The following is a 24,552-nucleotide window of genomic DNA, read 5'->3' as shown; positions in this document are numbered from 1 at the left end:
TTATCAGGTAGGAGGAGAATGAGCCTGGAGAAGTTCTATCTAAATGTAGAGAGCTAAAAATGTGGGAGGGGGCAAGCCCCCTCCCACATTTGGACCACATACATTCAGTTACTTGCCTGGCGTCAGGGTCAGCCGAGCTTTCCCATAGACCTTCTCGAAGTTCTGCGGCTGCATCGGGAAGCTCAGGTATTGCGCCTTGAGCGACGGGTCGATGCCATTGGCGTAGTTCGGGCTGGCCGGGTTGCCGGATTGGCCGATACCGCCCTGGCCCATCATCGGCTCCGCCTGGCCGAAGTCGACGATCATGCGCAGCGCAGGGACTTGGGTGGTATTGAAATCCTGGCCCCAGCTGTAGGGCGCGGGATTCAGGGTGTTGTGGTCGCCGCCGGACGCCAGCGGGCCACGGATGACTTGGCCTGCGGTGTTCTTCCAGGTGGTGCTGTGCAGTTTGCCCCACTGCCAGGCCTTGTGATCGGCGCCCAATTGGCTGTCGCCAGCGCTGATCGCGGCCGCGAGGCTGCGGGCGAGGATCGCCGGTTTGTCTTCTTTTTGCGGTGTGCGCACGTCGTCCCAGAACGGGCTGTCTTCGCGGCTCAGCAAGTGATCCGCCTGGGCGGCGTAGGACAGGCTGGCGTTGCTGACGAAGGCCTTCCAGCTGGCGCTGTCTTGCGGGCCGAGTTCGTCGAGGAAGATCTGCTTGGTGCTTTCCTGCAGGAACAGCTCATAGAGCGCCGCGTCGGCAGACGTCGCAACGAGGCGACCGTCAAAGGCCATCAGGCGTTTCAGCGCTTCGCGCGCCTTGACCTGTTCGGCTGCGGGCAATCCATCAATCGCCTGCTTCAGCGGCTGGGCCATGCCTGGTGCCTGGAACATGCCCTTGAGCTTGGCGGCGAAGGTGGTGGTCTGGTCGTACTGCATGGCGATCATGCTGCGGCTGTCATGTTTGCCGGCATTGGCCAGTTGCGCCAGGCGCTCGCTGCGCTCCGGGGCATCCCAGGAGTTGGACAACTGCATGCCATAGCCACGCGGCGCGGTGCGCTGGTTGGCGGTACCGATCCAGCCTTGGGCCGGGTCCTGGTCATAGGGGTGCAGCATTGCGTCGGCGTAACCGTCCCAATCAAAGCGCGCATCCCAGCCCGGCGACGGCAGCAAACCTTCACCTTCGCGGCGGTTAGGGAAGCGGCCAGTAACCTGCCAGCCGATATTGGTGGCGTCGGCAAACACCATGTTCAACGCGATGGCGCGAATCTCGCGGGTTGCGTCCGAGGCCTTGCCGACGTTTTGCGCACGGGACAGGTCGAAAAACGCATCCAGGCTCTTGTCGTCTTTAAAGTCGGCTGTTTGCAACGCCAGGCCCAGACCGCTGGTGAGTGCCTGGCTGCTGTTGAGCAGGGCGCCGTGACGGGTTTCGTAGACAACTTCGCGAATTGAGCGCTGGCCCTTGACGAAGAAGGTCTCGTTGCGCACGCCGGCCGGCAGCCATTTGCCATTGTTCTCGTAGTACAACGCGTTGCCCTGGCGTCTGACTTTTTCCAGGAACAGGTCCTGTGTGTCGCCCTTGACCGTGCTCAGGCTCCACGCGACTTTGCCGTTGAACCCGGACAGCAGCGTCGGCAAGCCGGCAATCGAGGCGCCGACGGCCTGGTATTTCGGGGCGCGGATCTGCACGTAGCTCCAGGGCGACGGCGCTTGCGGTTGGGCGGCCAGGTCGTTGGCCAGCAGGCTTTTGCCACTGCGGCTGCGCTGCGGGCCGATGGCCCAGTTGCTCGACGTGGTCACGCCCAGGGCATTGAGGCTGCTCAGTTGCTGGGTCACGGTATCAAGCCCGGCCAGACCGGTGATCTGGCTGAAGTTCACGCCCTTGAGTTTCTCGGCCTCGGCCACTGGGATCGGCTCATCCGGCGCGCTTGGAGTGAGCCAGGCGAGTTTGTCGACGCCGACTTTTTGCGCCAGCACCAGGGAGGCGATTTCTTCCTGCAGGTTGGCCGACTCGCTGAAATTCAGCAGGCAGAACAACAGTGCCGAATCTTCCGGCTTCCAGTACTCGGGCTTGTAGCCGGTCTGGGCCAGGTCCGGCGGCAGCTTGTCGCGGTAGCGGAACAGGTAGGCGTTGACGCCACGGGCATACACTTCGAAGAACCGCTTGAGGCGCGGCGACGAGGCGCTGTACAGCTCGCCGGCGCTTTTTTTCAGGTTGACCGCACGCATGAAACGGTCGACATCCAACACCTCAGGGCCGGACATTTCCGCCAGGCGGCCCTGGGCCAGCAGGCGCAAGGTGACCATCTGGGTGATGCGGTCACTGGCGTGCACATAGCCGAGACTGAACAGCGCGTCGTGGAAGGTGTTGCTTTCAATCAGCGGCATGCCCTGGGCATTGCGACGCACCGACACGTTTTGTGCCAGGCCTTTGATCGGTTGCACGCCCGCAACGGGCGGCAGGGTGTCCTGGGTGCTCTGGAGCTGGCAACCGGCCAGGCTTAATGCACTGGCCACTGCCGCGGCAACGCCGAACCGGGGAAGAAAATGTGAGAGGGCTGGCGAGGCCATGGCAAAGCTCCTGCGGGGGGGTAGCGTCAGTAAAGGCGCTACGTTAGTGAGCGCGGCGAAGCGACGCAAGCAGGAGTTTTGGGTTAAGCGTTAGATCTTGAGACTGGCTCGGGCCATGTGGGGCGTGGTTGCTCCCACATGGAGATTTTCAGTGTGGCTCAGGCCCCGTGGCACTTCTTGAATTTCTTCTCGCTGCCGCATGGGCAAGGATCGTTGCGGCCAACATCCTTCAACGCGTTGCGCACGGGTTCCTGGTGAGCGTGGCCGCAGTTCGGGCCGTGGACATGGCCGTGATCGTGGTCATGGTGACTGTGATCGTGGTCGTGATCGTGGTTGCAGTCAGGACCATGGACATGGGGTTGCTGAGTCATCGATGTCGCTCCGGAATAAAATCGCCGGGGATTATCACGCCATTGTGGGCGACCTGCACGTCATAACCGATGAATAATCCGGTTTTGAGCTCGCCTTCCAGGCGATAGGGCACGGGCTGGTCGGGTTTTTTCAACAATTGCACCACATCGCGTATCTGCGGCCAGAGGTTGGTGCGCACCGAGACTTTGAAAAAAGCGTGGCCTCGGGGAGGCACGGTGAGCCACTCGTTGGACTCGCCTTCGGTCAGCACAAAGTCGTCCAGGGTGACCTTGTAGACCAGGCCGCGCACGGTCAGGTCGGCGTCGTCGCGGTTGTCCACGCGAAAGTACAGTTTGAATTTCTGCTCCAGCAACTTGGCCCGCACCACTTCGACCTTTACCAGGGAGATGTGGGGCGGCGGCGAGTCGTCCTCGAACCACGACGCACAGCCGCTCAGGCCGAAGGTTAACGCCAGCATCAAGCTGTAGATCCGGAGCATGGCGTGGGTCCTTGTAGGATTATAAGTAGCTGGAACAGCACTTCTTGAATTTTTGCCTGCTGCCGCACAGGCACGGGTCGTTGCGTCCGGCCTTCACCTCAACTGTGGGGTCGATGAAGTACCAGCGCCCGTCATTCTGTACGAAAGAAGACTGTTCGCGGTGGCTATGTTCGCCGGTGCTGTCGTGCCAGCGCGCAGTAAAGGTCACGAAGGCATGTTCGGGCTGGCCGCCGAACACTTCCGAGCTTTCCACCTCAAGGCCGAGCCAGGTGCTCTGGGCGCTCCAGGCGCTGATGGCGTTGCGGTCCAGACCTGCTTGTTGCGCGGGCAACGTGGTCGCTACCAGATAGTCCACCAGGCCCAGCACATAGGCGCTGTAGCGTGAGCGCATCAACGCGCTGGCGCACGGCGCCGGATGGCCGGCGTGATAATGGCCGCAGCAGGCATCCAGCAGGTTGCCACTGCCGCAGGGGCAAATGGATGTACTCATTGGGTTACCACCAATACTTTCCAAAGTTTTCCGGGTTGGCCCAGAAGCGGGCGTTGAGCCAGTCCGGCACCTGTTTATAGTCAAGCAGATCGTAGGTAAACAGCGTCAACACCTGTTCATCGCGCTGGAAACGCTCGCCGGCCTGCAGGGCCAGGGAGAAAAAGTCAGTGTCTTTCCAGTCGCAGGCACCCAGGTCCACCAGTACCGCAATGCGGCTGGCGTTGAGGTTGCGAATACCGCCGAGCAGGGTCAGGCCCTGCGGTTTTGACAGGTGCTCCAGGCAATCGACCACCAATGCCAGGTCAAAGCGCTGCGCCGCCAGTTCTGCGGGCAACGGCCCAGGCGCCGCCACGGACACTTGGGTACCGGGGTGCGCCTCCTTAAAGGCATCCAGCGCCGGGAACTGGCTGGCGCCCAACAGCAACAGGCGTTTGGGCTGGTGCAGATCGAGCAAAGCGGCCAGGGCTTGCTGGGGGGGACGGGCAGAAATACCAGCGGTCATCAGAGATCCTCACATCAGGACCGTAGAGACTAGCGCGGCTGAGCGTGCGGGCCTAGAGCGAGAGGCTGCGAAAAATCCTCCAGGGGCGGTGATCCTCGCTTAACCCATGGCCTTCTCAAGTTTTTTGAACCTTCACTGGCAAATCGCCGGTAGAAGTCGTTACTGTGCGTCCAAAGAAAAATTTGAAAACACTCAGGAGCCCCATGATGCGTAAGGTTTTTCTGTTGGCCCTGCTGGTCAGCCCCGTTGCCCTGGCCCAGAGCGTCAGTGTCGAAACCAACTCGTTGATGCGCCTGCCCAGCAGCACCAGCGTGTTGCAACTGGAGCGCCTGGAGGTCGCCGACTACGGCACGTTGCTGATCCCGGCGACCATCAGCCAGGTCAACGTCGATGAGCTGCATCTGGGGCGTGACGCACGCATCGCTATTGTCCCCGGTGCTGTCGGGCTGCAATTGCAGGTGGGTCGTGCGCAACTGGAGCATGGCAGCCAGATCACCTCGCGCGGCGCGCCTGGCACTCATGAAAAACCGGCCAAGGCCGGACGAGACCTGACCTTGCGCATCAACTCGCTGACGGCTGAAGAGCTGTCGGTAGATGCCCGTGGCGGCGCCGGCGCCCAAGGGTATGCCGGGCTTGATGGCGCCAACGGCGTGGACCCTGGCTGCACCTGGGGCTCGGCAGGGCGCGGTTTTAATGGGGATAACGGCGGTGATGGCCTGCCAGGTGGCGCGGGCGCACAGGTACGCGTGGAGTTGCCGAAGGACTTCCCGGCTGAACACATCAAGGTCTGGGTGGACGGCGGCGCCGGTGGGTTGGCCGGTGTAGCAGGCAAACCCGGCAAGGGCGGGGAATCCAAAGGCTGCCTGGTGTACCGCGCCGATGGTGGCGAAAAAGGCCGGCCAGGGTTGGAAGGGCAGCCGGGGCCGGTTGGGCCGGCGGGGACGGTGACCATCCAGCGGCTTTGAGTCGAAAGGTCTGACGCCATCGGGGCAAGCCCCCTCCCACATTTGGAATGCATCTAACTGTGGGAGGGGGCTTGCCCCCGATGGCGATATAAGACTCGCCTCAGAACATCGGCCGAGCCGAAGCAATCGCCACCACCACTAGCCCCACAATCAGGTTGATCCCCACCAACTTGCGAATCTGCCCCAGCGCAGCCGCGCCCGCCGGCCAATCCTGTGCCGTCACTGCTGCCTTCAACTGCGGAAACTTCAACGCCTGGATGCGGATAAACAGCGCCGTCATCACCAGATACAAGCCCATCATCACCTGCACGTAACGGGGTGCAGTCTCAAACCCGCTGAAGCGCAGGTGCAGCAGGCCGACACCGCTGATCGGCAAAATCAGCACCGCCACCCACACCCATACGAAAAAACGTTGAAACACATTCGCCCACAGCGTCAGCCGGGCAGGGCCCTCAAGTGCCGCCACAGCGGCGGGGCGCAGGATCATCCAGGCGAAAAACATACCGCCCACCCATACCAGGGCGGCCAATACATGCAGGGTGTAAGCGAGGCTAAACGCGGTCATTGTGGTACTCCGTTCTGCGCGGGATTAATTAGCGGGGTATGATAGCGGCCGATCCGAACCACTGAAAATTTATCCAGCGTTTTTTGCGCCCGACTATCCATGATCAGCACTGAACTCAAAACCACGATCCAGGGCGCCTACTCGCGTTTTCTCGAAGCCAAGAGCCTGAAACCGCGCTATGGCCAACGCCTGATGATCGCCGAAGTTGCCAAGGTCCTCGGGGATATCGACACCGACGACGAAGGTCGCCGCGAGGGTGACCCGGCGGTCGTGGCCGTCGAAGCCGGCACCGGTACCGGCAAGACCGTGGCCTACAGCCTGGCCGCGATCCCTACCGCCAAGGCCGCGGGCAAACGCCTGGTGATCGCCACCGCCACCGTCGCCCTGCAAGAGCAGATCGTCTACAAAGACCTGCCTGACCTGATGCGCAACAGCGGCCTGAACTTCACGTTCGCCCTGGCCAAGGGCCGCGGTCGCTACATGTGCCTGTCCAAGCTCGACGTGTTGTTGCAGGAAGGCCACGCGCAGACGGCCACGGCGTCGCTGTTCGAAGAAGAAGGCTTCAAGATTGAGGTTGATGAAGTCAGCCAGAAGCTGTTTACCAGCATGATCGAGAAACTCGCCGGCAATAAATGGGACGGCGACCGCGACAGCTGGCCCACCGCCCTGGAAGACGCCGACTGGGCGCGCCTGACCACCGACCATAGCCAGTGCACCAACCGCCATTGCCCGAACTTCGGCCAATGCGCCTTCTACAAGGCACGCGAGGGCATGGGCAAGGTCGACGTAATCGTCACCAACCACGATATGGTCCTGGCCGACCTGGCCCTGGGCGGCGGCGCTGTGTTGCCGGACCCCCGCGACACGCTCTATGTGTTCGACGAAGGGCATCACCTGCCCGACAAGGCCATCGGCCACTTCGCCCACTACACGCGCCTGCGCTCCACCGCCGACTGGTTGGAGTCCACCGCGAAGAACCTCACCAAATTGCTGGCCCAGCACCCGCTGCCCGGTGACCTGGGCAAGCTGATCGAGCAGGTGCCAGAGCTGGCGCGGGAGATCAAGACCCAGCAGCAGTTCATGTTCAGCGCCTGCGAGCAGGTTGCCGACTTCAAGCCCGGCGAAGATGTGGAAGGCCGTGAACGCCCTCGACACCGCTTTGTCGGCGGGATGATCCCCGAGCATATGCGCGAAATGGGCATTGAGCTGAAGAAGGGCTTTTCACGCCTGACCGACCTGTTCACCCGTCTCACGGATCTGCTCAAGGAAGGCATGGATGGCGAGGTCAATATCGGCATCGCCAGCAACCAGGCCGAGGAGTGGTACCCGCTGTTCGGCAGCCTGTTGTCCCGTTCCCAGGGCAACTGGGAGCTGTGGACTGCGTTTACCGTCGAAGACCCGGAAGACAACCCGCCCATGGCGCGTTGGCTGACCTTGTCGGAAAGCGGCGCGCTGTTTGATATCGAGGTCAACGCCAGCCCGATCCTTGCCGCCGAAATGCTGCGGCGCAACCTGTGGAACGTGGCCTACGGCTGCCTGGTGACCTCGGCCACGCTGACCGCCCTGGGCACTTTCGACCGCTTCCGCATGCGTGCCGGGCTGCCGAAAAAAGCCGTCACCGCCGTGGTGCCGAGCCCGTTCCACCACGCCGACGCCGGTGTGTTGCGGGTACCGGACCTCAAGGCCGATCCGCGTGACGCGCCGGCCCACACTGCGGCGATCATTCGTGACTTGCCGGGCCTGGTCGAAGGCTCCCGGGGCACGCTGGTGCTGTTCTCCTCGCGCAAGCAGATGCAGGACGTGTTCGACGGCCTCGACCGCGACTGGCGCAAGCAAGTGTTTATCCAGGGCAACCTGTCCAAGCAGGAAACCCTGAACAAGCACAAGGCGCGCGTCGATGGCGGCGATTCCAGCGTACTGTTCGGCCTGGCGAGCTTTGCCGAGGGTGTCGACTTGCCGGGCGCGTACTGCGAGCACGTGGTGATCGCCAAGATCCCGTTCTCGGTACCGGATGATCCGGTGGAGGCCGCGTTGGCCGAATGGATCGAAGCCCGGGGCGGTAACCCGTTCATGGAAATCTCCGTGCCGGATGCTTCCCTGAAGCTGGTGCAGGCCTGCGGGCGCTTGCTGCGTACCGAAGAAGACCGGGGCACCATCACCTTGCTCGACCGTCGTTTGGTCACCCAGCGCTACGGTAAAGCTATCCTCAATGCTTTACCGCCGTTCCGGCGCGAAATTTCTTAAGCCACCGTGGGCGGATTCGCCCACTTCGTGGTCTATCTCATCAATGTCATCAGGCCATTCACCGGCCGTTTGGGAGAACCTTGCTCGTATGATTCGCACGCTGCCCGCCCTTTTTGCCCTGCTGTTCACTGCGCCCTTGATGGCCGCGCCTGCCGGGCAACAAACCCTGTTCAACTTCGTCCGGCCTGCCGATGTGGTCAAGGTGGCGACCCAGGACGCCAGCCTGCCGCAATACAACGCCGAGCAAACCCCTGAAGGTGAGGTGTTGCGCCGCATCACGTTCAACCCGGCTGCCGAACCCAGCCTGGTGCTCAGCCCGCAGACCGGCGTGTGGGATTGGTCGCAGTCCGGCGCCATGAGCCTGCGTATCCAGAGCGCCATGGACTGGGCGCTGACCCTCTACGTCAAGGTGCAGAGCAGTGACGGCAAGACCTTGGTCAGCCGCATCGACCTGCCGGCCGGCCCGGCCCAGACCCTGCTGATCCCGCTGCAAGCCAACACGCCACTGAGCCAGGGCATGAAGGCCGGCCCGCCGATGCCGATCACCGTGGACGGCCAACGCGTATTGCTGGCCGGCAGTGCGGGGGAAATCGACCGCAGCCAAGTGGTTTCGGTGACGCTGTCGATGATCAAGCCCAATGCGGCCCAAAGCATTCTGCTGGAGCGCTTTGGCGTGCAGGACAGTGAGCCGGTTTTGAAGGCTGCTTACAGCGAGCTGGTGGACACGTACGGGCAATCCACCCGTGCGCGCTGGCCGGAGAAAGTCAGCAGCGACGAGCAACTCAAGGCCGCCGTCGCCAAGGAGCAAGCCCAGCTCCAGGGTTGGCTGGCTGCGCGGGATAAATCCGCATTGGACCGGTTTGGCGGCTGGAACAAAGGCCCTGTATTCAAGGCCAGCGGTTTTTTCCACACCGAAAAGCGTGACGGCCGCTGGTATCTGGTGACGCCGGAGGGGCATCCGTTCTATTCCTTGGGCGTCAATACCGTGGCTGCCGACAACAGCCAGACCTATGTGGCGGGCCGCGAATGGATGTTCGCGGCTTTGCCCAAGGCCGGTGAACCTTTGGACAAGTATTACGGCAGCGGCGATAACCGCACTGGCAACGGCGCCGGTGAAGGTCGCAGCTTCGGTGCCGGGCGTTGGTACGATTTCTACGGTGCCAACCTGCAGCGCGCTTACGGCGGCGAAGGCTTCGACCAGAAGCGTTGGGTGACCCACACCCTTGATCGTCTGCAAGCCTGGGGTTTCAACACCGTTGGCAACTGGAGCGATGCAGAATTGGCCCGCGCCGACCGTGTGCCGTACACCTTGCCGCTGTCGATCGTCGGCGATTACGCCAGCATCAGCACCGGCACGGACTGGTGGGGCGGCATGCCCGATCCGTTCGACCCGCGCTTCGCCATGGCCACCGAGCGTGCCGTGGCCATCGCCGCCCGCGATCACCGTGACGACCCGTGGTTGATCGGCTTCTTTGCCGATAACGAACTGGCCTGGGCCGGGCCGGGTGATGATCCGAAATCCCGTTACGCCTTGGCCTACGGCACGCTGCGCATGACCACTGACGTTCCGGCCAAACGTGCGTTCCTCAAGCAACTTCGGGACAAGTACCGCAACGAAGATGGCCTGTCGAAAGCGTGGGGCATCGAATTGGCGGGTTGGGAGCTGATGGAAGACCCAGGTTTCGAGCCACCCATGCCAAACCCGGAGCACCCGGAAATCGAGGCGGACTTCAAATACTTCCAGAAAACCTTCGCCGATGCCTACTTCAAGACCATCTCCGACTCCCTCAAATGGCACGCGCCGAACCAGTTGCTGCTGGGCGGTCGTTATGCGGTGAGCACTCCGGAAGCTGTGGCGTCGTGCGCGCAGTATTGCGATGTGCTGAGTTTCAACATGTACACCCTCAAGCCCCAGGACGGTTACGACTTCGCCGCGTTGCGCGCACTGGATAAACCGGTGCTGATCACTGAATTCAACTTTGGCTCTGCCGACCGTGGCCCGTTCTGGGGCGGTGTGACCCAGTTGGCCAGGGAAGAAGATCGCGCTGCGGCGTACGCCAACTTCCTCAAGCAGGCCATGGCCGAACCGTCGATTGTCGGCGTGCACTGGTTCCAGTACCTGGACCAGCCGGTGACCGGCCGTTTGCTGGACGGTGAAAACGGCCACTTCGGCCTGGTGGGCATCACCGATGTGCCTTACCAGGGGTTTGTCGACAGCGTGCGTAAAAGCAACCTGGCGACGGTAGAACAACTGGGCAAGGAAGCAGAAAAGGCCAAGGCGGCCGGCGCGGTCCGTGAAGGCGAAGGCGGTAAATCTGGGCATGACGGCAAAAGCGCGGGGCAGGGCGCCGGGCATGCTGGTGGGCACGCCGGAAACGGTCACTGATTGAGGGCTGACGGGTTCACAAAAGCCACAAGGGCTGGAACAATGTCGGCCACTTTCCATGGTGTTTTTCGAGGCGGCTTACGTGCAGATTCAGGGTCATTACGAACTCCGGTTCGAAGCGGTACGTGAAGCGTTTGCCGCGCTGTTCGATGACCCGCAGGAGCGTGGTGCCGGGCTCTGCATCCAGATCGGCGGCGAAACCGTCGTCGACCTGTGGGCGGGCACGGCGGACAAGGACGGCGCCGAGGCCTGGCACAGCGACACCATCGTCAACCTGTTCTCCTGCACCAAGACCTTCACCGCCGTCACGGCCCTGCAACTGGTGGCCGAGGGCAAGTTGCAGCTGGACGCTCCCGTGGCCAGGTATTGGCCGGAATTTGCCGCTGCCGGCAAGGAAAACATCACGCTGCGCCAGTTGCTCTGCCATCAGGCGGGTTTGCCGGCGATCCGCGAAATGCTGCCTACCGAAGCCCTGTACGACTGGCAATTGATGGTCGACACCCTGGCTGCCGAAGCACCTTGGTGGACGCCAGGCCAGGGCCATGGCTACGAAGCGATTACCTACGGTTGGTTGGTCGGCGAATTGCTGCGTCGCGCCGATGGGCGTGGGCCGGGTGAGTCGATTGTGGCGCGGGTTGCAAGGCCGTTGGGCCTGGACTTTCATGTGGGCCTGGCAGACGCAGAGTTTTATCGTGTTGCCCATATTGCACGCAGCAAAGGCAATATGGGCGATGAGTCCGCGCAACGGTTACTGCAAGTAATGATGCGTGAGCCCACCGCCATGACTACACGGGCATTTGCCAACCCACCGTCTATTCTGACCAGTACTAATAAACCTGAATGGCGACGCATGCAGCAGCCCGCGGCTAATGGTCACGGTAATGCACGCAGTCTGGCGGGTTTTTACAGTGGGTTGTTGGACGGTAGTTTGTTGGAAGCCGACATGCTCGAAGAGTTGACCCGTGAACACAGTATCGGGTTGGATAAAACATTATTGACACAAACTCGTTTTGGCCTGGGCTGCATGTTGGATCAACCGCAATTGCCCAACGCCACGTTTGGCCTGGGCCCACGGGCTTTCGGGCACCCGGGCGCTGGCGGCTCGGTCGGTTTTGCCGATCCTGGGCATGATGTAGCGTTTGGTTTCGTGACTAATACATTGGGGCCTTATGTACTTATGGACCCCCGTGCACAGAAGTTGGTCGGAATATTGGCCGGTTGTCTGTAAACCCCTTGCTGTTTCACGTTTTTTTGTTACAAAGGCAACTATAAGAAGGCGCTGAACGAAATTTTGTAACTTTAAAGTTCTGTAAGCGTCTGTTTAACGGGTCATCCAGACCCCCGTTTCTTTTCTCATTTTGTGGATATCTCATGTTATCGAACAAGTCCTTGGCACTGGCGCTTTGCCTCACCATTACCGGCTGCGCACAAACTCCACAGAATGATGCCGAGGGTGGGCATTGGTGGTCATTTGGATCTGATAAGGCCGCTACCAAGGACGCAGTGACCCAAACCGACGCCAAGCCAGATGCCAAGCCTGCTGCTGGCGCCAAGCCTGCCGCACCTGTAGCGGCTGCTGCACCTGCACCTGCACCCGTACCCGCATCTGCTCCGGCAGCCAAGGCTGACACTGGCTCCAGCTGGTGGCCGTTCTCCTCCAAAAGCGCCGACGAAAAAGCTGCCGATGCCAAGGCTGCAGACCTGAAAGCCGACCTCAAGGCCGCCACTCCGGCACCTGCCGCTGCGCCAGCCGTGGCCAAGACTGACAGCGAAACCCATTGGTGGTGGCCGTTCGAAAGCAAACCCAAGCCATTGTCCAAGGTCGACGTGACCAACGTGCCGATGCCTGATCCGAAAATCACCCAGGCCTGGTTGGACGACTATGAGCCGCGCCTGCGCGCCGCCATCAAGGACAGCAACCTGCAACTGGAACGTCGCGACAACGTGCTCGTCGTGATTGCCCCGGTTGATGGCTCCTACAACCCGAAACGTCCAGCCATGCTGCTGCCGGTTACCCTTGGCCCGTTCACACGTGTTGCCAAGGCTGTTGAAGCCGATCCCAAGACCGCCGTGCTGGTTCTTGGTCACGTAGACGCCACCGGCACCGCCCCGGCGAGCCAGGCGTTGAGCAAGGAACGCGCACAGTCGATCGCTTCGATTTTCAGCCTCAGCGGCTTGAAGCAGGATCGACTGATGCTGCGTGGCATGGGTGACCTGATGCCACGTGCCGCCAACGACAGCACCCAGGGCCGTGCGCTGAACCGTCGCATGGAAATTATGTTCACTCAGCGTACAACTATGTTGGCGCTGCTGAGCAAGTACAACTCGGGCAAGACGCCGCCTGTGGCTGAAATGGTTGCGGTACAGAACGTACCTGCACCGGCTCCTGCTGCCAAAGCACCGGCGAAAAAAGCCCCGGCCGCCAAGAAAGCTGCCGCCAAGCCAGCCGCTAAAAAGGCGCCGGCCAAGCCAGCGGCCAAGAAAGCGGCTCCGGCCAAAGCCAAGGCTGCTGCACCGGCGAACGACCAGGCCAAAAACTGATCCGCTGAACCAGAAGGATAAAGCCGCATGACCCAGGCACTGGCCGATATGCGCCGTGACTACACACGGGACGGTTTGAGCGAGGCCCAGGCCCCGGACGAGCCGTTTGCGTTGTTCCACCAGTGGTTTGCCGACGCGGTGAAAACCGAGCAGCCACCGGTGGAAGCCAATGCCATGACCCTGGCAACGGTCGACCAGGACGGTCGCCCGCACTGCCGCATCCTATTGCTCAAGGGCCTGGATGCGCAGGGCTTTACCTTCTTTACCAACTATCAGAGCGCCAAGGGTCAACAGCTCGCGGCGCGACCGTTCGCAGCCATGACGTTTTTCTGGCCGACCCTTGAGCGCCAGGTGCGCATCGAAGGGCGGGTGGTCAAGGTCACGCCTGAGGAGTCGGACGCGTATTATCAGGTCCGGCCTTTGGGCAGCCGCCTGGGTGCCTGGGCCTCCCCGCAGAGCCAGGTCATTCGTGACCGTGCAGAACTGCAAGACCTGCTCAAGGCCACCGAACAGCGTTTCAGCGATACCCAGCCCGACTGCCCCGAGCATTGGGGTGGCTATCGTCTGCTGCCGGAGCGTATCGAGTTCTGGCAAGGCCGCGCCAGCCGCCTGCATGACCGCCTGAATTACCGCCTGCAAGGGACCGAGTGGGCCCGCGAGCGCCTGGCACCCTGAGCGGCACCTTTCGTCACCTCACCTGAATGTTGTTCGCAGCACCGACGTCTCTATGGGAGAGACTTCGGTCGCATGCGGCTGCCCGGCTACAATGATGAAACCGTCATGACATCTGTTGGCGCAAAAACTGAGCTACCGTTTGTCGAGTTTTCTGGTGTGTGCAGTCTGTACTCAGGCTGAATGAAAGCAGTTTTCTGTGGTGCTTGCCGTGACAGGCGCCAAGCCGCAGCGTCTAATGAACACCTGTCCTTTGGAGTTGATGCTATGCGTAAGTCCGTTTTACTGGTTGCCTGCTTTACCACCCTGTCGCTGCTGCTGGGTGGCTGCGCCTCAAGTTTGACCGGCGATTCGTATTCCCGTGATGAAGCGCGTCGTGTACAGACCGTGCGCATGGGCACCATCGAATCTCTGCGTCCGGTGAAAATCGAAGGCACCAAGACCCCAATCGGCGGCGCTGCCGGCGCAGTCATCGGCGGTGTTGGCGGCAGCGCCATCGGCGGCGGCCGTGGCAGCATTGTCACTGCGGTGATCGGTGCAGTCGCCGGCGGCCTGTTGGGTTCGGCCACCGAAGAAGGCCTGACCCGCACCCAAGGCGTGGAAATCACCGTTCGCGAAGACGACGGCAGCATGCGCGCCTACGTGCAGGCCGTGCAGGAGAATGAAATCTTCCGCATTGGCGACCGCGTGCGGATCATGACGGTGGATGGCACCAGCCGCGTTACCCGTTAAGCAGTAAGCAGCAGGCAAAGAAAAACCCCAGCCGGGTGACCGGTTGGGGTTTTTTGTGGGCGTTGTTCAGGGGGGTCAGGCTTTCTTGCGACTCGCCATCGCCGTCACCATATACCCGATACATGCCGCCAATATCGACCCGGTCAGAATCCCCATGCGATCCTCGCCGGCAAACTCGCTGACGCCTGGTACAAACGCCAGGGAGCCGACAAACAGGCTCATGGTGAAGCCGATGCCGCACAGGATTGCCACACCAAAGACTTGGCCCCAGCTCGCACCACTTGGCAGTGCTGCGAGGCCGGTCTTGATGGCCAGCCAGGTGAGGCCGAACACACCGACGGTCTTGCCGATCAACAGGCCCGCGGCAATACCCATGGGCACGTGATGGGTGAAGCTTTCCAGGCTGACACCGGTGAGGGATACGCCGGCGTTGGCAAAGGCGAACAGCGGCAGGATGCCGTAAGCCACCCACGGGTGAAGGGCGTGTTCGAGGGTCAGCAGCGGCGAGGGTTCGGCGTTCTTGGTGCGCATCGGGATGCAGAACGCCAGCGTCACGCCGGCCAGCGTGGCGTGCACGCCACTCTTGAGTACACAGACCCACAGGATCAGGCCGACGATCAGGTAGGCCCAGAGCTTGATCACGCCGAGGCGGTTCATCGCGATCAAGGCCACCAGGCACGCGCCTGCGCCTGCCAGCGCTGCGCCGGACAAATCGGCGGAATAGAACACAGCGATCACGATGATTGCACCGAGGTCATCGATGATGGCCAGTGTCATCAGGAACAGCTTCAGCGACACCGGCACGCGTTTGCCCAGCAGCGCCAACACGCCCAGGGCGAAGGCAATGTCGGTGGCCATCGGGATTGCCCAGCCCGAGAGGGCGCTCGGGAAGTCCTTGTTGATCGCCCAGTAGATCAGCGCCGGCACCACCATACCGCCGATGGCAGCAGCGCCGGGCAGTACCACTTGCGATGGTTTGGACAGATGGCCGTCAAGCAGCTCGCGCTTGACCTCCAGGCCGATCAACAGGAAGAACAGCGCCATCAGGCCATCGTTGATCCACAACAAGGCCGGCTTGTCGATTTTCAACGCGCCGATCTGCGCCACCACGGGCACGTCGAGAAATGCGCCGTACAGGTGCGACAACGGTGAGTTGTTGATGATCAGTGCCAGGGCCGCAGCGGCGATCAACAACAGACCGCTGGCGGCTTCCAGCTGGAAGAAACGGGTGAAAGTGCTACGCAGAGCCAAGGGATGCTCTCCAATCCGGATTCAATAGGTGGGTACCCTAACCCGTACCGTTAGTTGTTAAAACAAAAGTTATATTCTTATTTGTTATAAGCAATGGGCAGGTTCAGCGTTACGTCAGGGGCCGGGAATTGTGTGTCCAATTGAGTCGTTACTGTATCTGTGTCGAGTGTAGGAAAGATCCTAATATTGGCCTGGAAATCCTTAGAGAAACCCACCATGAGTGACCATCGTCCCTGGGCTCGCGAAGCCATTCGTATCATCGAAGCAGACTTCCAGCGCAGCGCTGACACCCACCTGATCCCCTTGCCGCTGCCGGGGTTGCCCGGTATCGAGTTGTACTTCAAGGACGAGTCGAGCCATCCCACCGGCAGCCTGAAACACCGGCTGGCCCGCTCGCTGTTTCTGTATGCGCTGTGCAACGGCTGGCTCAAGCCCGGAGCACCGGTGATCGAGGCCTCCAGCGGTTCCACGGCGATCTCCGAAGCTTACTTCGCACGGCTGCTGGGCCTGCCGTTTATCGCGGTGATGCCCGCCACTACCTCCCAGGAAAAAATCGCGCAGATTGCTTTCTATGGCGGCAAGAGCCATTTGGTGCAGGATCCGACGCAGATTTACGCCGAATCCGAACGCCTTGCGCAGGAAAGTGGCGGTCACTTCATGGACCAGTTCACCTACGCCGAACGCGCTACTGACTGGCGCGCGAACAACAACATCGCCGAGTCGATCTTCCAGCAGATGCGCTTTGAGCAGCATCCCGAGCCGAGCTGGCTGATTTCCAGCCCCGGCACCGGCGGCACCACGGCGACACTGGGTCGCTATGTGCGCTATCGCCAGCACTGCACCCGTGTGCTGTGCGCCGATGCCGAGCGTTCGGTGTTTTTTGACTATTACCAGACGGGTGATGCGAGCCTGCGCCTCGATTGCGGTTCGCGCATCGAAGGCATTGGCCGGCCACGGGTCGAGGCGTCGTTTTTGCCGAAGGTGATCGATGCGATGGTCAAGGTCCCGGATGCGCTGTCACTGGCAGCCATGCATTACCTGGCCGAGCGGCTGGGTCGGCGAGTCGGTGGTTCCAGCGGGACCAACCTGGTGGGTGCACTGATGGCGGCGCAGCAGATGAAGGCTGCGGGGGAGTCGGGTTCTATCGTGGCGATCTTGTGCGACGGCGGGGAGCGATACGCCACGACCTATTACGACCAGGCATGGCTGGCAGGGCAGGGGTATGAGTTGGACGGGTTGATGGCGGCCGTTGCGGCCAGTGTGGAGCGGGGCGAACCGTTGCCGGGCAGCGTCTTGCGCGCAAATATCTGACCCGGCGCTGACGCGAATGTGGAAGAGGGGCTTACCCCTCCCACATTCAATTTGCGCTGTTCTCAGGCCTGGATGCCGAGCATATCCCGCGCCAACGCTTCGGCGATCCGAATCCCATCAACGCCTGCCGACAGAATCCCACCGGCATAACCGGCGCCTTCGCCGGCCGGGAACAGACCCTTCACATTCAAGCTCTGCATCGATTCGTCACGGGTAATCCGCAGCGGTGATGAGGTGCGGGTTTCGATGCCGGTCAAGACGGCGTCGTGCAACGAGTAGCCCTTGATCTGCTTTTCAAAGGCTGGCAACGCTTCGCGGATAGCTTCAATAGCAAATTCCGGCAGCGCCAGTGCGAGATCGCCCAAGGACACGCCCGGTTTGTAGGACGGTTCCACACTGCCGATGGCGGTGGACGGCTTGCCGGCGATGAAATCACCCACCAGCTGCGCCGGCGCCTCGTAGTTGCTGCCGCCGAGGATGTAGGCGTGGGATTCCAGGCGTTCCTGCAACTCGATACCTGCGAGTGGGCCACCTGGGTAATCCACTTCCGGCGTGATCCCCACCACGATGCCGGAGTTGGCATTGCGCTCGTTACGCGAGTACTGGCTCATGCCGTTGGTCACGACGCGGTTCGGCTCGGAGGTGGCTGCCACCACGGTGCCGCCGGGGCACATGCAGAAGCTGTAGACCGAGCGGCCATTCTTCGCGTGGTGCACCAGTTTGTAATCGGCGGCGCCCAGCTTCGGGTGCCCGGCGTATTTGCCCAGCCGCGCAGCGTCGATCAGCGACTGCGGGTGCTCGATGCGAAAGCCCACCGAGAACGGCTTGGCTTCCATGTACACGCCGCGGCCGTGGAGCATGCGGAAGGTGTCGCGGGCGCTATGGCCCAGGGCCAGGATCACGTGCCTGGACAGGATCTGCTCGCCGCCATCCACCACCACGCCGTTCAGTTGGCCGTCTTCGATCAACACGTCCGTCACGCGTTGTTCAAAGCGCACTTCACCGCCGAGGGCGATGATCTGCTCGCGCATGTTTTCCACCACGCCGGTCAGGCGGAATGTACCGATATGCGGTTTGCTGACGTAGAGGATTTCTTCCGGCGCGCCGGCCTTGACGAATTCGTGCAGCACTTTGCGGCCGTGGAATTTCGGATCCTTGATCTGGCTATAGAGTTTGCCGTCGGAAAACGTGCCGGCGCCGCCTTCACCAAACTGCACGTTGGACTCGGGGTTGAGCACGCTTTTGCGCCACAGGCCCCAGGTGTCCTTGGTGCGCTGGCGCACTTCCTTGCCGCGTTCGAGGATGATCGGCTTGAAGCCCATTTGCGCCAGCAGCAGCCCGGCGAAGATGCCGCACGGGCCAAAACCGACGACGATCGGCCGCTCAACCAAACCTTCGGGGGCCTGGCCGACAACCTTGTAGCTGATGTCCGGCGCCGGGTTGACGTTGCGGTCATCGGCAAACTTGAGCAGGAGGGCGGCTTCACCCTTCACGTCCAGGTCGATGGTGTAAATGAAGCACAGCTCCGACGTCTTCTTGCGGGCGTCGTAGCTGCGTTTGAACAAGGTGAAATCGAGCAGGTCATCACTGGCGATGCCCAGGCGCTGCAAGATGGCAGGCCGCAGGTCTTCTTCGGGATGGTCGATGGGCAGCTTGAGTTCGGTGATTCGTAACATGACAGGATCCGGTGTGCGGCGTTCGGTGAGGCCGGCGGTTTTGCAAACCGGCGATTATAAGCCCCAACCGTGGTTTCCCGTCATGCTAAAAAGCGCAGGATGCGATCAATCGTCCCGCGAACCACCGAAAGCCGCGCAGCCACGCTGGACTTGACCGTTGATCCGCAATTCAGCGGTCATGTGTTGCAGGCTGCCACTGACGCTGTCCACGCAGCGTTGCGGGGCCACCCACAGCTCGACGTGCTGGTTGTTGGCTTCGGTCATCAGGTTGAAGCGACCGTCACCGATCTGCTCCTCTACATACGGCACCGCCAGTGGCGGCTGGCCTTCGCGCTCAAGCACCATGCCCTTGGCGGTGACGTTCATCGCCCAGGCGGGCTTGTGGCCTTTGGCGCGCAGGGTCATGCGCTTGAAGTCCGGGTCGTCGCAGGCTGCGGTCGAGCGTTCTACGCGATAGAGTTGTTGCAGGTCCACGCTGCCCTGAGTGCCGCTGGCAACGCCGGAGAACTTGCCGCGCAGGTCGGCAAACAATGCACCCTGCTGACCGGCCAGGGAGGCCGCTTCCTGCAGGATGCTGGTGCCACCGGTGTCGTTGATCACATAGTTGCGTTTGTCGTTGCACGGCTGGAACAAGAGCTTGCCACCGACGGCTGTGAGTTCACCCTGCATGCGGGTCAGCCCCGCGAGAGAGGGCTTCGCCGGCTCGCTTTCGAACATCTGGCAAGCGGCGAACAGGGGAAGCAAGGCAAACAGGGCGAGGTTACGGACGGCACGCATAAGGGGTCTCCAGGCAAGTGCCGCCACGTTACGCAGGCTGGCGATGCATCACAAGCCCGGCCGCCAGCTTCAGCCATTTCTGACAGGCGTAGAATTCAGCCTACGATAAAGGTCTGGCCGGTCTGCAAGCCTTCCACGCTTTTTGCGTAGGCCAATGCCACATCATCGCCCGGAACCGGTTTATAGCCACGGAAATACGGCGCGTAGCTGCCCATGGCTTCCACCAGTACCGTGGGGCTGACGGAGTTGATCCGCAGGCCCCGGGGCAATTCAATGGCGGCGGCCTTCACAAAGGCGTCGATTGCACCGTTGACCAATGCGGCCGAGGCGCCGGTACGAATCGGATCGCGGTTGAGAATGCCGCTGGTGAAGGTGAACGAGCCTGCGTCGTTGGCGTATTCACGGCCAATCAGCAGCAGGTTGACCTGGCCCATCAGCTTGTCACGCAGGCCCAGTTCAAAGTCGCTATCGCTCATGTCCCCCAGCGCCACAAAATTCACACTGCCAGCGGCACAGACCAGGGCGTCGAACTTGCCGGTCTGCTCGAACAGCGTGCGGATCGAGGCACTGTCGCTGATATCCACCTGGAAGTCGCCGCTGCTGCGGCCGATGCTGATCACGTCATGACGCTGCGCCAGTTCGGCCTTAATGGCTGAACCGACGGTGCCGCTGGCGCCAATCAATAGGATTTTCATGGTGCAGTTCCTCCAGGGGTAAGTGAAGGTTCAGTCTAGAGTGGCTTTTCAAGCGGATAAACGTGCTAATAGGCAACCTTTGGTTTTCAAATGGAAACAATCCGTGAGCGAGATGGATGACCTGGCGGCCTTTGCCGTACTGATCGAAGCGGGCAGCTTTACCGTGGCGGCCGAACAGCTGGGCTGCAGCAAAGGCCAGTTGTCCAAGCGCATCTCCCAGTTGGAGGCGCAGTTTTCCGTTGTGTTGTTGCACCGCACCACACGCAAGCTCAGCCTGACGGCCGCTGGCGCGGCGTTGCTGCCGCAGGCCCAGGCATTGGTGGTGCAAGTAGAACGTGCGCGTCAGGCATTGGCGCGGCTCAAGGACGATCTGGCCGGGCCGGTGCGTATGACCGTTCCCGTTTCATTAGGCGAAACCTTCTTCGATGGCTTGTTGCTGGAGTTTTCCAGGCAGTACCCCCAGGTGCAGATCGAGCTTGAGCTCAACAACAGCTACCGAGACCTGGCGCGGGACGGTTTTGACTTGGGGGTGCGTTCGGGGGCGATCGAAAACGAGCGTCTGGTGGCCAAACCTTTGCTGGCCTGGCATGAGATGACCTGCGCCAGCCCCGCCTATCTGGAGCAGCACGGCGAACCACTGACCCCGGCGGATCTTGCGGCGCACACCTGCTTGCTCAATAGCCACTACAGCGGTCGTGAGGAATGGCTGTATCACCAGCAGCACGAGTTGTTGCGGGTCAGGGTGAGTGGCACGTTCGCGTCCAACCACTACAACCTGTTGAAGAAGGCCGCGCTGGTCGGTGCCGGAATCGCCCGGCTGCCGTCCTACGTACTGCACTCGGAATTGGCTGACGGCCGATTGCGCTGGCTCCTGCGCGATTACCAGACGCGAAGCCTGCCGATGTACCTGGTTCACCCTTATCAAGGTGGCCTGCCCAGGCGTACCCAGGTACTGGCTGACTACTTGGTGGACTGGTTCAAGCGCAGCGGCGAGACGCTGGATCGGCTTTAACGGGAGCGGCGGGCGATCAAGTGGTCGATGGAAAAACAGCCTGGACCCTTGGCAACCAACAGCAACAACAAGGCAAGCCAGGTGCCGTGGGTAGGGTAGGCGTCCGGGTACACAAACAGCTGAATAACCAACGTCATGCCGATCAAGGCCAGGGCCGAGAACCGCGTGGCGAACCCCACCAATATCAGCACCGGGAAAAAGTGCTCGGCAAACGCCGCCATGTGCGCGGCCACTTCCGGCGACAACAACGGCACGTGGTACTCACTGCGAAACAGCGGCAATGTCGACGCGGCGAGTTTCGGTTCGCCCAGCTGGAACGTGCCGCTGATCAGGTCTATCGCGAAACCTTCGACCTTGGTTTGCCCGGATTTCCAGAACACGGCTGCAATGGAAAACCGCGCAATAAACGCGATCAGGCTGTAGGGGATTTTCTCGAAAAGCGCGATGGCCCGTCTGATGAGGCACGAAGGGGTGGTGTTCATGGCGATACCTTTTGTTCTGGGAGCAGGTGAGTGATGGCGTCGTGGTTGATCAGCAGTGACAGACATTGGTGCAGGTCAAATTCGGCGCAGGCTTCAAGGGCGTCTGCCACGGCCGTTTCCAATGCAGCGCCGTGGTTCAGGCTATTGATAAACGCGACCGAGCCGCCGTCGATGGCGAAGACCTTGACGCTCAGTCCGTGGCGCAGCACCAGTGCACTTTGTGCCTGCCAGGGATCAAGGCTGGCCAGGGCGCCCTCGGTCTGGTGCGCCGCCCAAACTGCGACCACGGCGTAGGCGCAGTTCAACGTGGCGAGGGATGGGTGCAGTTTCAGGCGTAATGCGCCCAGCGCCGTTTGGGCCTGCAGGTGTTGTAGTACGACCTGCTGATTCACCGACGGCGTATCCGCTGCGTGATAGGCACGAACCCGCAGGCGTTCCAAGCGGGCCACATCGGCCAGGTAAGGCACGCTGGCGGCGGGTTCAAAACCCTGGATGAAGTCGGCAAATGTGCTGCCGTAGTCGCTCATCAACGGGCTGTCGGGTGGTGAAGCCTGGACGTAAACGCTGGCCATTGCGCGGAAAAAATCATCACCTACCAGGCGCACCGTTACGGGGTACGCCGTGGCCAGTGCATTGATCAGTGCACTGTGGACATTGTTGCGATACACCGTAAAACGACTGGCCGGGTCGGCGCCGTTACTGCTGAACAGGCCGTCCGGGCAGGGCTGATCGGGCGCCAGCAAGGCGCTGGTGAATGCGTCGTGAAGGCTCATGGGCGGACCTTGGATAAATAACGTTCGGCCTGATGGGCTTCAGCGTGCAACACGTTGAAGGCAGGCACTTGGTTGTCACGCTCAATCAGGGTGGCGACCGGGCCCGTGCGTGTGAGCACCTGCTCGTAAAGCTGCCATACCCTGTTGTCGATGGGGGCACCGTGGTCATCTATCAGCAGGCGATCACCCAGGCTGTCGGTGTCTTCGGCAAAACCTGCCAGATGAATCTCGCCCACGGCGTGCAACGGCAGGGCGTCGATGTAGGCCAGCGGGCTGCGTTGGTGATTGATACATGACACGTAGACGTTGTTCACGTCCAACAGCAAGCCGCAGCCGGTACGGCGGATGATCTCGCTGATGAAGTCGGTCTCGTCCAGGGTGGAGCGCTCGAACTGCAGGTAGGTCGATGGATTCTCCAGCAACATCGGCCGCTTGAGGGCGCTCTGCACCTGATCGACGTGTTCGCAGACCCGGTTCAGGGTGCTGGCGTCGTAGGCCAGGGGCAGCAAGTCATTGAGAAACACCGGGCCGTGGCTGGACCAAGCCAGGTGTTCGGAAAAAGAGTGGGGTTGGTAGCGTTCGATCAGCGCCGCAAGCCGTGCCAGGTGCTCACGGTTGAGCGGGCCTTCGCCGCCGATGGACAGGCCCACGCCATGCAGCGACAGCGGGTACTGTTGGCGAATCAACCCCAGGTAATGATGGAAAGGGCCGCCGGCGACCATGTAGTTCTCGGCGTGCACTTCAAAAAAACCGATATCGGGAAGGGTCTGGAGCACCTCGTTGAAGTGCTCGCTCTTAAGCCCCAGCCCGGCCCTGGAAGGAAGGCCGGGTGCCTGAGCCGTTGAGACCTTGTGCAGAGTGGAAAGCGTCATCATCCGTACTCAGGCTATGCAGGGTTTCAGGACTTGGCGGTGAAGGCCGCTTCCTGGCCGAAGCCGGTCGGCGAGGTAGAGCTTGGGGTTTGGGTGCAGGTGCCGGCGGGGGCCAGTTTCCAGGCGTTGGCCTGATCCTTGGTTTTCGACGTGCCCGCACAGGAAGTGCCCGCGCCTGCGGCGCAATCGTTTTTGCCGGCTTCTGCGACGCCGAAGCATTTCTGCATGTCGTCGGCGGCATGGGCGGTGGTGGTCAGGGCGGACAGGCTCAGGGCGGAACCCAGGGCCAGGATGAGGGCGGAGGCGGACAGTTTGGTGGTCATGGTGTATCTCCAGTAGTGGTCGTGTGGGCAGGCTTGAGTGCCTGCATGCACCACTAGAGAGGGGAGGGCTGAGTTCGTTACATGCGGATCGAAAATAATTATTCAGGGATCACGCGAAACAAATGTGGGAGGGGGCAAGCTCCCTCCCACATTTAGCTCCGGTTTATTCAGCAACCGTCTCTTAGCCGCCCAGGTACGCCTCCCGTACCTTCGGATCGGTCAGCAACTGCTCACCCGTGCCCTGCATCACCACCCGACCGTTTTCCAATACATAGGCGCGGTCGGCGATTTTCAGCGCCTGGTTGGCGTTCTGTTCCACCAAAAACACGGTCACACCGTCTTTGCGCAGCTGTTCGATGATGTCGAAAATCTGCTGGATGATGATCGGTGCCAGGCCCAGGGACGGTTCGTCCAGCAGCAGCAGCTTGGGCTTGCTCATCAGCGCCCGGCCGATGGCGAGCATTTGCTGCTCGCCGCCGGACATGGTGCCGCCGCGCTGGCTGAAGCGTTCCTTGAGCCTTGGAAACAGGTGCAGCACCTTGTCCATCTGCTCCTGGTAGTCGCCCTTGTCGGTGAAGAACCCGCCCATGGCGAGGTTCTCTTCGACGGTCAGGCGCGAGAACACGCGGCGGCCTTCCGGCACTACGGCGATGCTCTTGCGCATGATGTGCGACGACTCCTGGCCCACCAGCTCTTCACCCATGTAGCGGATGCTGCCGCTGTGGGCCTGGGGTGAACCGCACAAGGTCATCAGCAAGGTGGACTTGCCGGCGCCGTTGGCGCCGATCAGGGTCACGATTTCACCCTGGCGCACTTCCACATTGACGCTGTGCAGGGCCTGGATCTTGCCGTAGAAAGTGGAAACGTTTTCGAATTGCAGCAT

Annotated in this window: 24 protein-coding genes; 9 read left to right on the top strand and 15 right to left on the bottom strand. The window is 61.4% G+C overall.

Annotation, left to right across the window (positions count from 1 at the left end; translation table 11 throughout):
• Window positions 1-108: 108 nt before the first annotated feature.
• The 5 genes from AOA60_RS04265 to AOA60_RS04245 form a co-directional block, all read right to left on the bottom strand.
• Window positions 109-2,550, bottom strand: coding sequence for a penicillin acylase family protein (locus AOA60_RS04265; RefSeq protein ID WP_099583331.1), 2,442 nt, complete (start codon window positions 2,548-2,550; stop codon window positions 109-111).
• Window positions 2,551-2,708: 158 nt separating this feature from the next.
• Entirely contained in the window at window positions 2,709-2,921 is a 213-nt protein-coding gene (locus AOA60_RS04260) for an SEC-C metal-binding domain-containing protein (RefSeq protein ID WP_099583330.1), read from the bottom strand.
• Complete coding sequence (locus tag AOA60_RS04255; protein WP_099583329.1) at window positions 2,918-3,400, bottom strand: LEA type 2 family protein; 483 nt, start codon at window positions 3,398-3,400, stop codon at window positions 2,918-2,920. The genes AOA60_RS04260 and AOA60_RS04255 overlap by 4 nt, the downstream gene beginning before the upstream one ends.
• Before the next feature lie 19 nt (window positions 3,401-3,419).
• Window positions 3,420-3,890 carry a YchJ family protein gene (locus AOA60_RS04250; protein ID WP_099583328.1) on the bottom strand — a complete coding sequence of 157 codons (471 nt, stop codon included), beginning with the start codon at window positions 3,888-3,890 and terminating at the stop codon, window positions 3,420-3,422.
• Between the two features lie 4 nt (window positions 3,891-3,894).
• Window positions 3,895-4,392, bottom strand: a complete 498-nt coding sequence (locus AOA60_RS04245; RefSeq protein WP_099583327.1) for a DUF6231 family protein — start codon at window positions 4,390-4,392, stop codon at window positions 3,895-3,897.
• Between the two features lie 206 nt (window positions 4,393-4,598).
• On the opposite strand from AOA60_RS04245, the gene AOA60_RS04240 reads away from it, so the two are divergent.
• The gene (locus AOA60_RS04240; protein WP_099583326.1) at window positions 4,599-5,357 is read left to right on the top strand and encodes a hypothetical protein; all 759 of its coding nucleotides are present in this window, start codon (window positions 4,599-4,601) and stop codon (window positions 5,355-5,357) included.
• 100 nt (window positions 5,358-5,457) lie between these two features.
• Here the strand turns inward: AOA60_RS04240 and AOA60_RS04235 are convergent, their stop codons facing one another.
• Window positions 5,458-5,922: a CopD family protein gene (locus AOA60_RS04235; protein WP_099583325.1), complete on the bottom strand. Its 465-nt coding sequence runs from the start codon at window positions 5,920-5,922 to the stop codon at window positions 5,458-5,460.
• 99 nt (window positions 5,923-6,021) lie between these two features.
• Between AOA60_RS04235 and dinG the strand changes: the two genes are divergently transcribed.
• The 6 genes from dinG (at window position 6,022) to AOA60_RS04205 (ending at window position 14,497) form a co-directional block, all read left to right on the top strand.
• Window positions 6,022-8,166, top strand: a complete 2,145-nt coding sequence (dinG, locus tag AOA60_RS04230; protein WP_099583324.1) for an ATP-dependent DNA helicase DinG — start codon at window positions 6,022-6,024, stop codon at window positions 8,164-8,166.
• 88 nt (window positions 8,167-8,254) lie between these two features.
• Window positions 8,255-10,552 (top strand): beta-galactosidase, encoded by a 2,298-nt coding sequence (locus AOA60_RS04225; RefSeq protein ID WP_099583323.1) that lies wholly within the window; start codon window positions 8,255-8,257, stop codon window positions 10,550-10,552.
• An 82-nt stretch (window positions 10,553-10,634) separates the two neighbouring features.
• Complete coding sequence (locus tag AOA60_RS04220) at window positions 10,635-11,780, top strand: serine hydrolase domain-containing protein (protein ID WP_099583540.1); 1,146 nt, start codon at window positions 10,635-10,637, stop codon at window positions 11,778-11,780.
• 143 nt (window positions 11,781-11,923) lie between these two features.
• Window positions 11,924-13,093, top strand: coding sequence for an OmpA family protein (locus AOA60_RS04215; RefSeq protein WP_099583322.1), 1,170 nt, complete (start codon window positions 11,924-11,926; stop codon window positions 13,091-13,093).
• 27 nt (window positions 13,094-13,120) lie between these two features.
• The gene (pdxH, locus tag AOA60_RS04210) at window positions 13,121-13,768 is read left to right on the top strand and encodes a pyridoxamine 5'-phosphate oxidase (protein WP_099583321.1); all 648 of its coding nucleotides are present in this window, start codon (window positions 13,121-13,123) and stop codon (window positions 13,766-13,768) included.
• A gap of 264 nt (window positions 13,769-14,032) precedes the next feature.
• Window positions 14,033-14,497, top strand: a complete 465-nt coding sequence (locus tag AOA60_RS04205) for a glycine zipper 2TM domain-containing protein (protein WP_003189251.1) — start codon at window positions 14,033-14,035, stop codon at window positions 14,495-14,497.
• A 75-nt stretch (window positions 14,498-14,572) separates the two neighbouring features.
• Here AOA60_RS04205 and nhaA read toward each other — a convergent pair whose 3' ends face one another.
• Complete coding sequence (gene nhaA, locus AOA60_RS04200) at window positions 14,573-15,748, bottom strand: Na+/H+ antiporter NhaA (protein WP_099583320.1); 1,176 nt, start codon at window positions 15,746-15,748, stop codon at window positions 14,573-14,575.
• Window positions 15,749-15,964: 216 nt separating this feature from the next.
• Here nhaA and AOA60_RS04195 point away from each other — a divergent pair, with 216 nt between their 5' ends.
• Complete coding sequence (locus tag AOA60_RS04195) at window positions 15,965-17,059, top strand: PLP-dependent cysteine synthase family protein (RefSeq protein WP_099583319.1); 1,095 nt, start codon at window positions 15,965-15,967, stop codon at window positions 17,057-17,059.
• 62 nt (window positions 17,060-17,121) lie between these two features.
• Here the strand turns inward: AOA60_RS04195 and AOA60_RS04190 are convergent, their stop codons facing one another.
• The 3 genes from AOA60_RS04190 to AOA60_RS04180 all read right to left on the bottom strand — a co-directional run bounded on the left by AOA60_RS04190 (window position 17,122) and on the right by AOA60_RS04180 (window position 20,207).
• On the bottom strand, window positions 17,122-18,735 hold the full coding sequence (locus tag AOA60_RS04190) for an NAD(P)/FAD-dependent oxidoreductase (protein WP_099583318.1): 1,614 nt from the start codon (window positions 18,733-18,735) through the stop codon (window positions 17,122-17,124).
• A gap of 105 nt (window positions 18,736-18,840) precedes the next feature.
• Window positions 18,841-19,512, bottom strand: coding sequence for a COG3650 family protein (locus AOA60_RS04185; protein WP_099583317.1), 672 nt, complete (start codon window positions 19,510-19,512; stop codon window positions 18,841-18,843).
• A gap of 95 nt (window positions 19,513-19,607) precedes the next feature.
• Window positions 19,608-20,207 (bottom strand): short chain dehydrogenase, encoded by a 600-nt coding sequence (locus AOA60_RS04180; RefSeq protein ID WP_099583316.1) that lies wholly within the window; start codon window positions 20,205-20,207, stop codon window positions 19,608-19,610.
• A gap of 103 nt (window positions 20,208-20,310) precedes the next feature.
• Here AOA60_RS04180 and AOA60_RS04175 point away from each other — a divergent pair, with 103 nt between their 5' ends.
• On the top strand, window positions 20,311-21,219 hold the full coding sequence (locus AOA60_RS04175; RefSeq protein WP_099583315.1) for a LysR family transcriptional regulator: 909 nt from the start codon (window positions 20,311-20,313) through the stop codon (window positions 21,217-21,219).
• Here AOA60_RS04175 and AOA60_RS04170 read toward each other — a convergent pair.
• From AOA60_RS04170 to AOA60_RS04150, 5 genes are all read right to left on the bottom strand, one after another.
• On the bottom strand, window positions 21,216-21,701 hold the full coding sequence (locus AOA60_RS04170) for a DoxX family protein (protein ID WP_099583314.1): 486 nt from the start codon (window positions 21,699-21,701) through the stop codon (window positions 21,216-21,218). The genes AOA60_RS04175 and AOA60_RS04170 overlap by 4 nt on opposite strands.
• Entirely contained in the window at window positions 21,698-22,474 is a 777-nt protein-coding gene (locus AOA60_RS04165) for a DNA-binding domain-containing protein (protein ID WP_099583313.1), read from the bottom strand. Before AOA60_RS04165 ends, AOA60_RS04170 begins: the two co-directional genes overlap by 4 nt.
• Window positions 22,471-23,349, bottom strand: coding sequence for a DUF692 domain-containing protein (locus AOA60_RS04160; protein ID WP_099583312.1), 879 nt, complete (start codon window positions 23,347-23,349; stop codon window positions 22,471-22,473). The genes AOA60_RS04165 and AOA60_RS04160 overlap by 4 nt, the downstream gene beginning before the upstream one ends.
• 23 nt (window positions 23,350-23,372) lie before the next feature.
• Window positions 23,373-23,669 (bottom strand): DUF2282 domain-containing protein, encoded by a 297-nt coding sequence (locus AOA60_RS04155; RefSeq protein WP_099583311.1) that lies wholly within the window; start codon window positions 23,667-23,669, stop codon window positions 23,373-23,375.
• Window positions 23,670-23,850: 181 nt separating this feature from the next.
• Window positions 23,851-24,552, bottom strand: coding sequence for an ABC transporter ATP-binding protein (locus AOA60_RS04150; protein WP_078731918.1), 702 nt, complete (start codon window positions 24,550-24,552; stop codon window positions 23,851-23,853).

This window comes from Pseudomonas sp. 2822-17 (assembly GCF_002742485.1).
GTDB lineage: Bacteria > Pseudomonadota > Gammaproteobacteria > Pseudomonadales > Pseudomonadaceae > Aquipseudomonas > Aquipseudomonas cyclaminis.
Note: the sequence above shows the minus strand (reverse complement) of the source record. Positions and strands in the feature narration are given on the sequence as shown.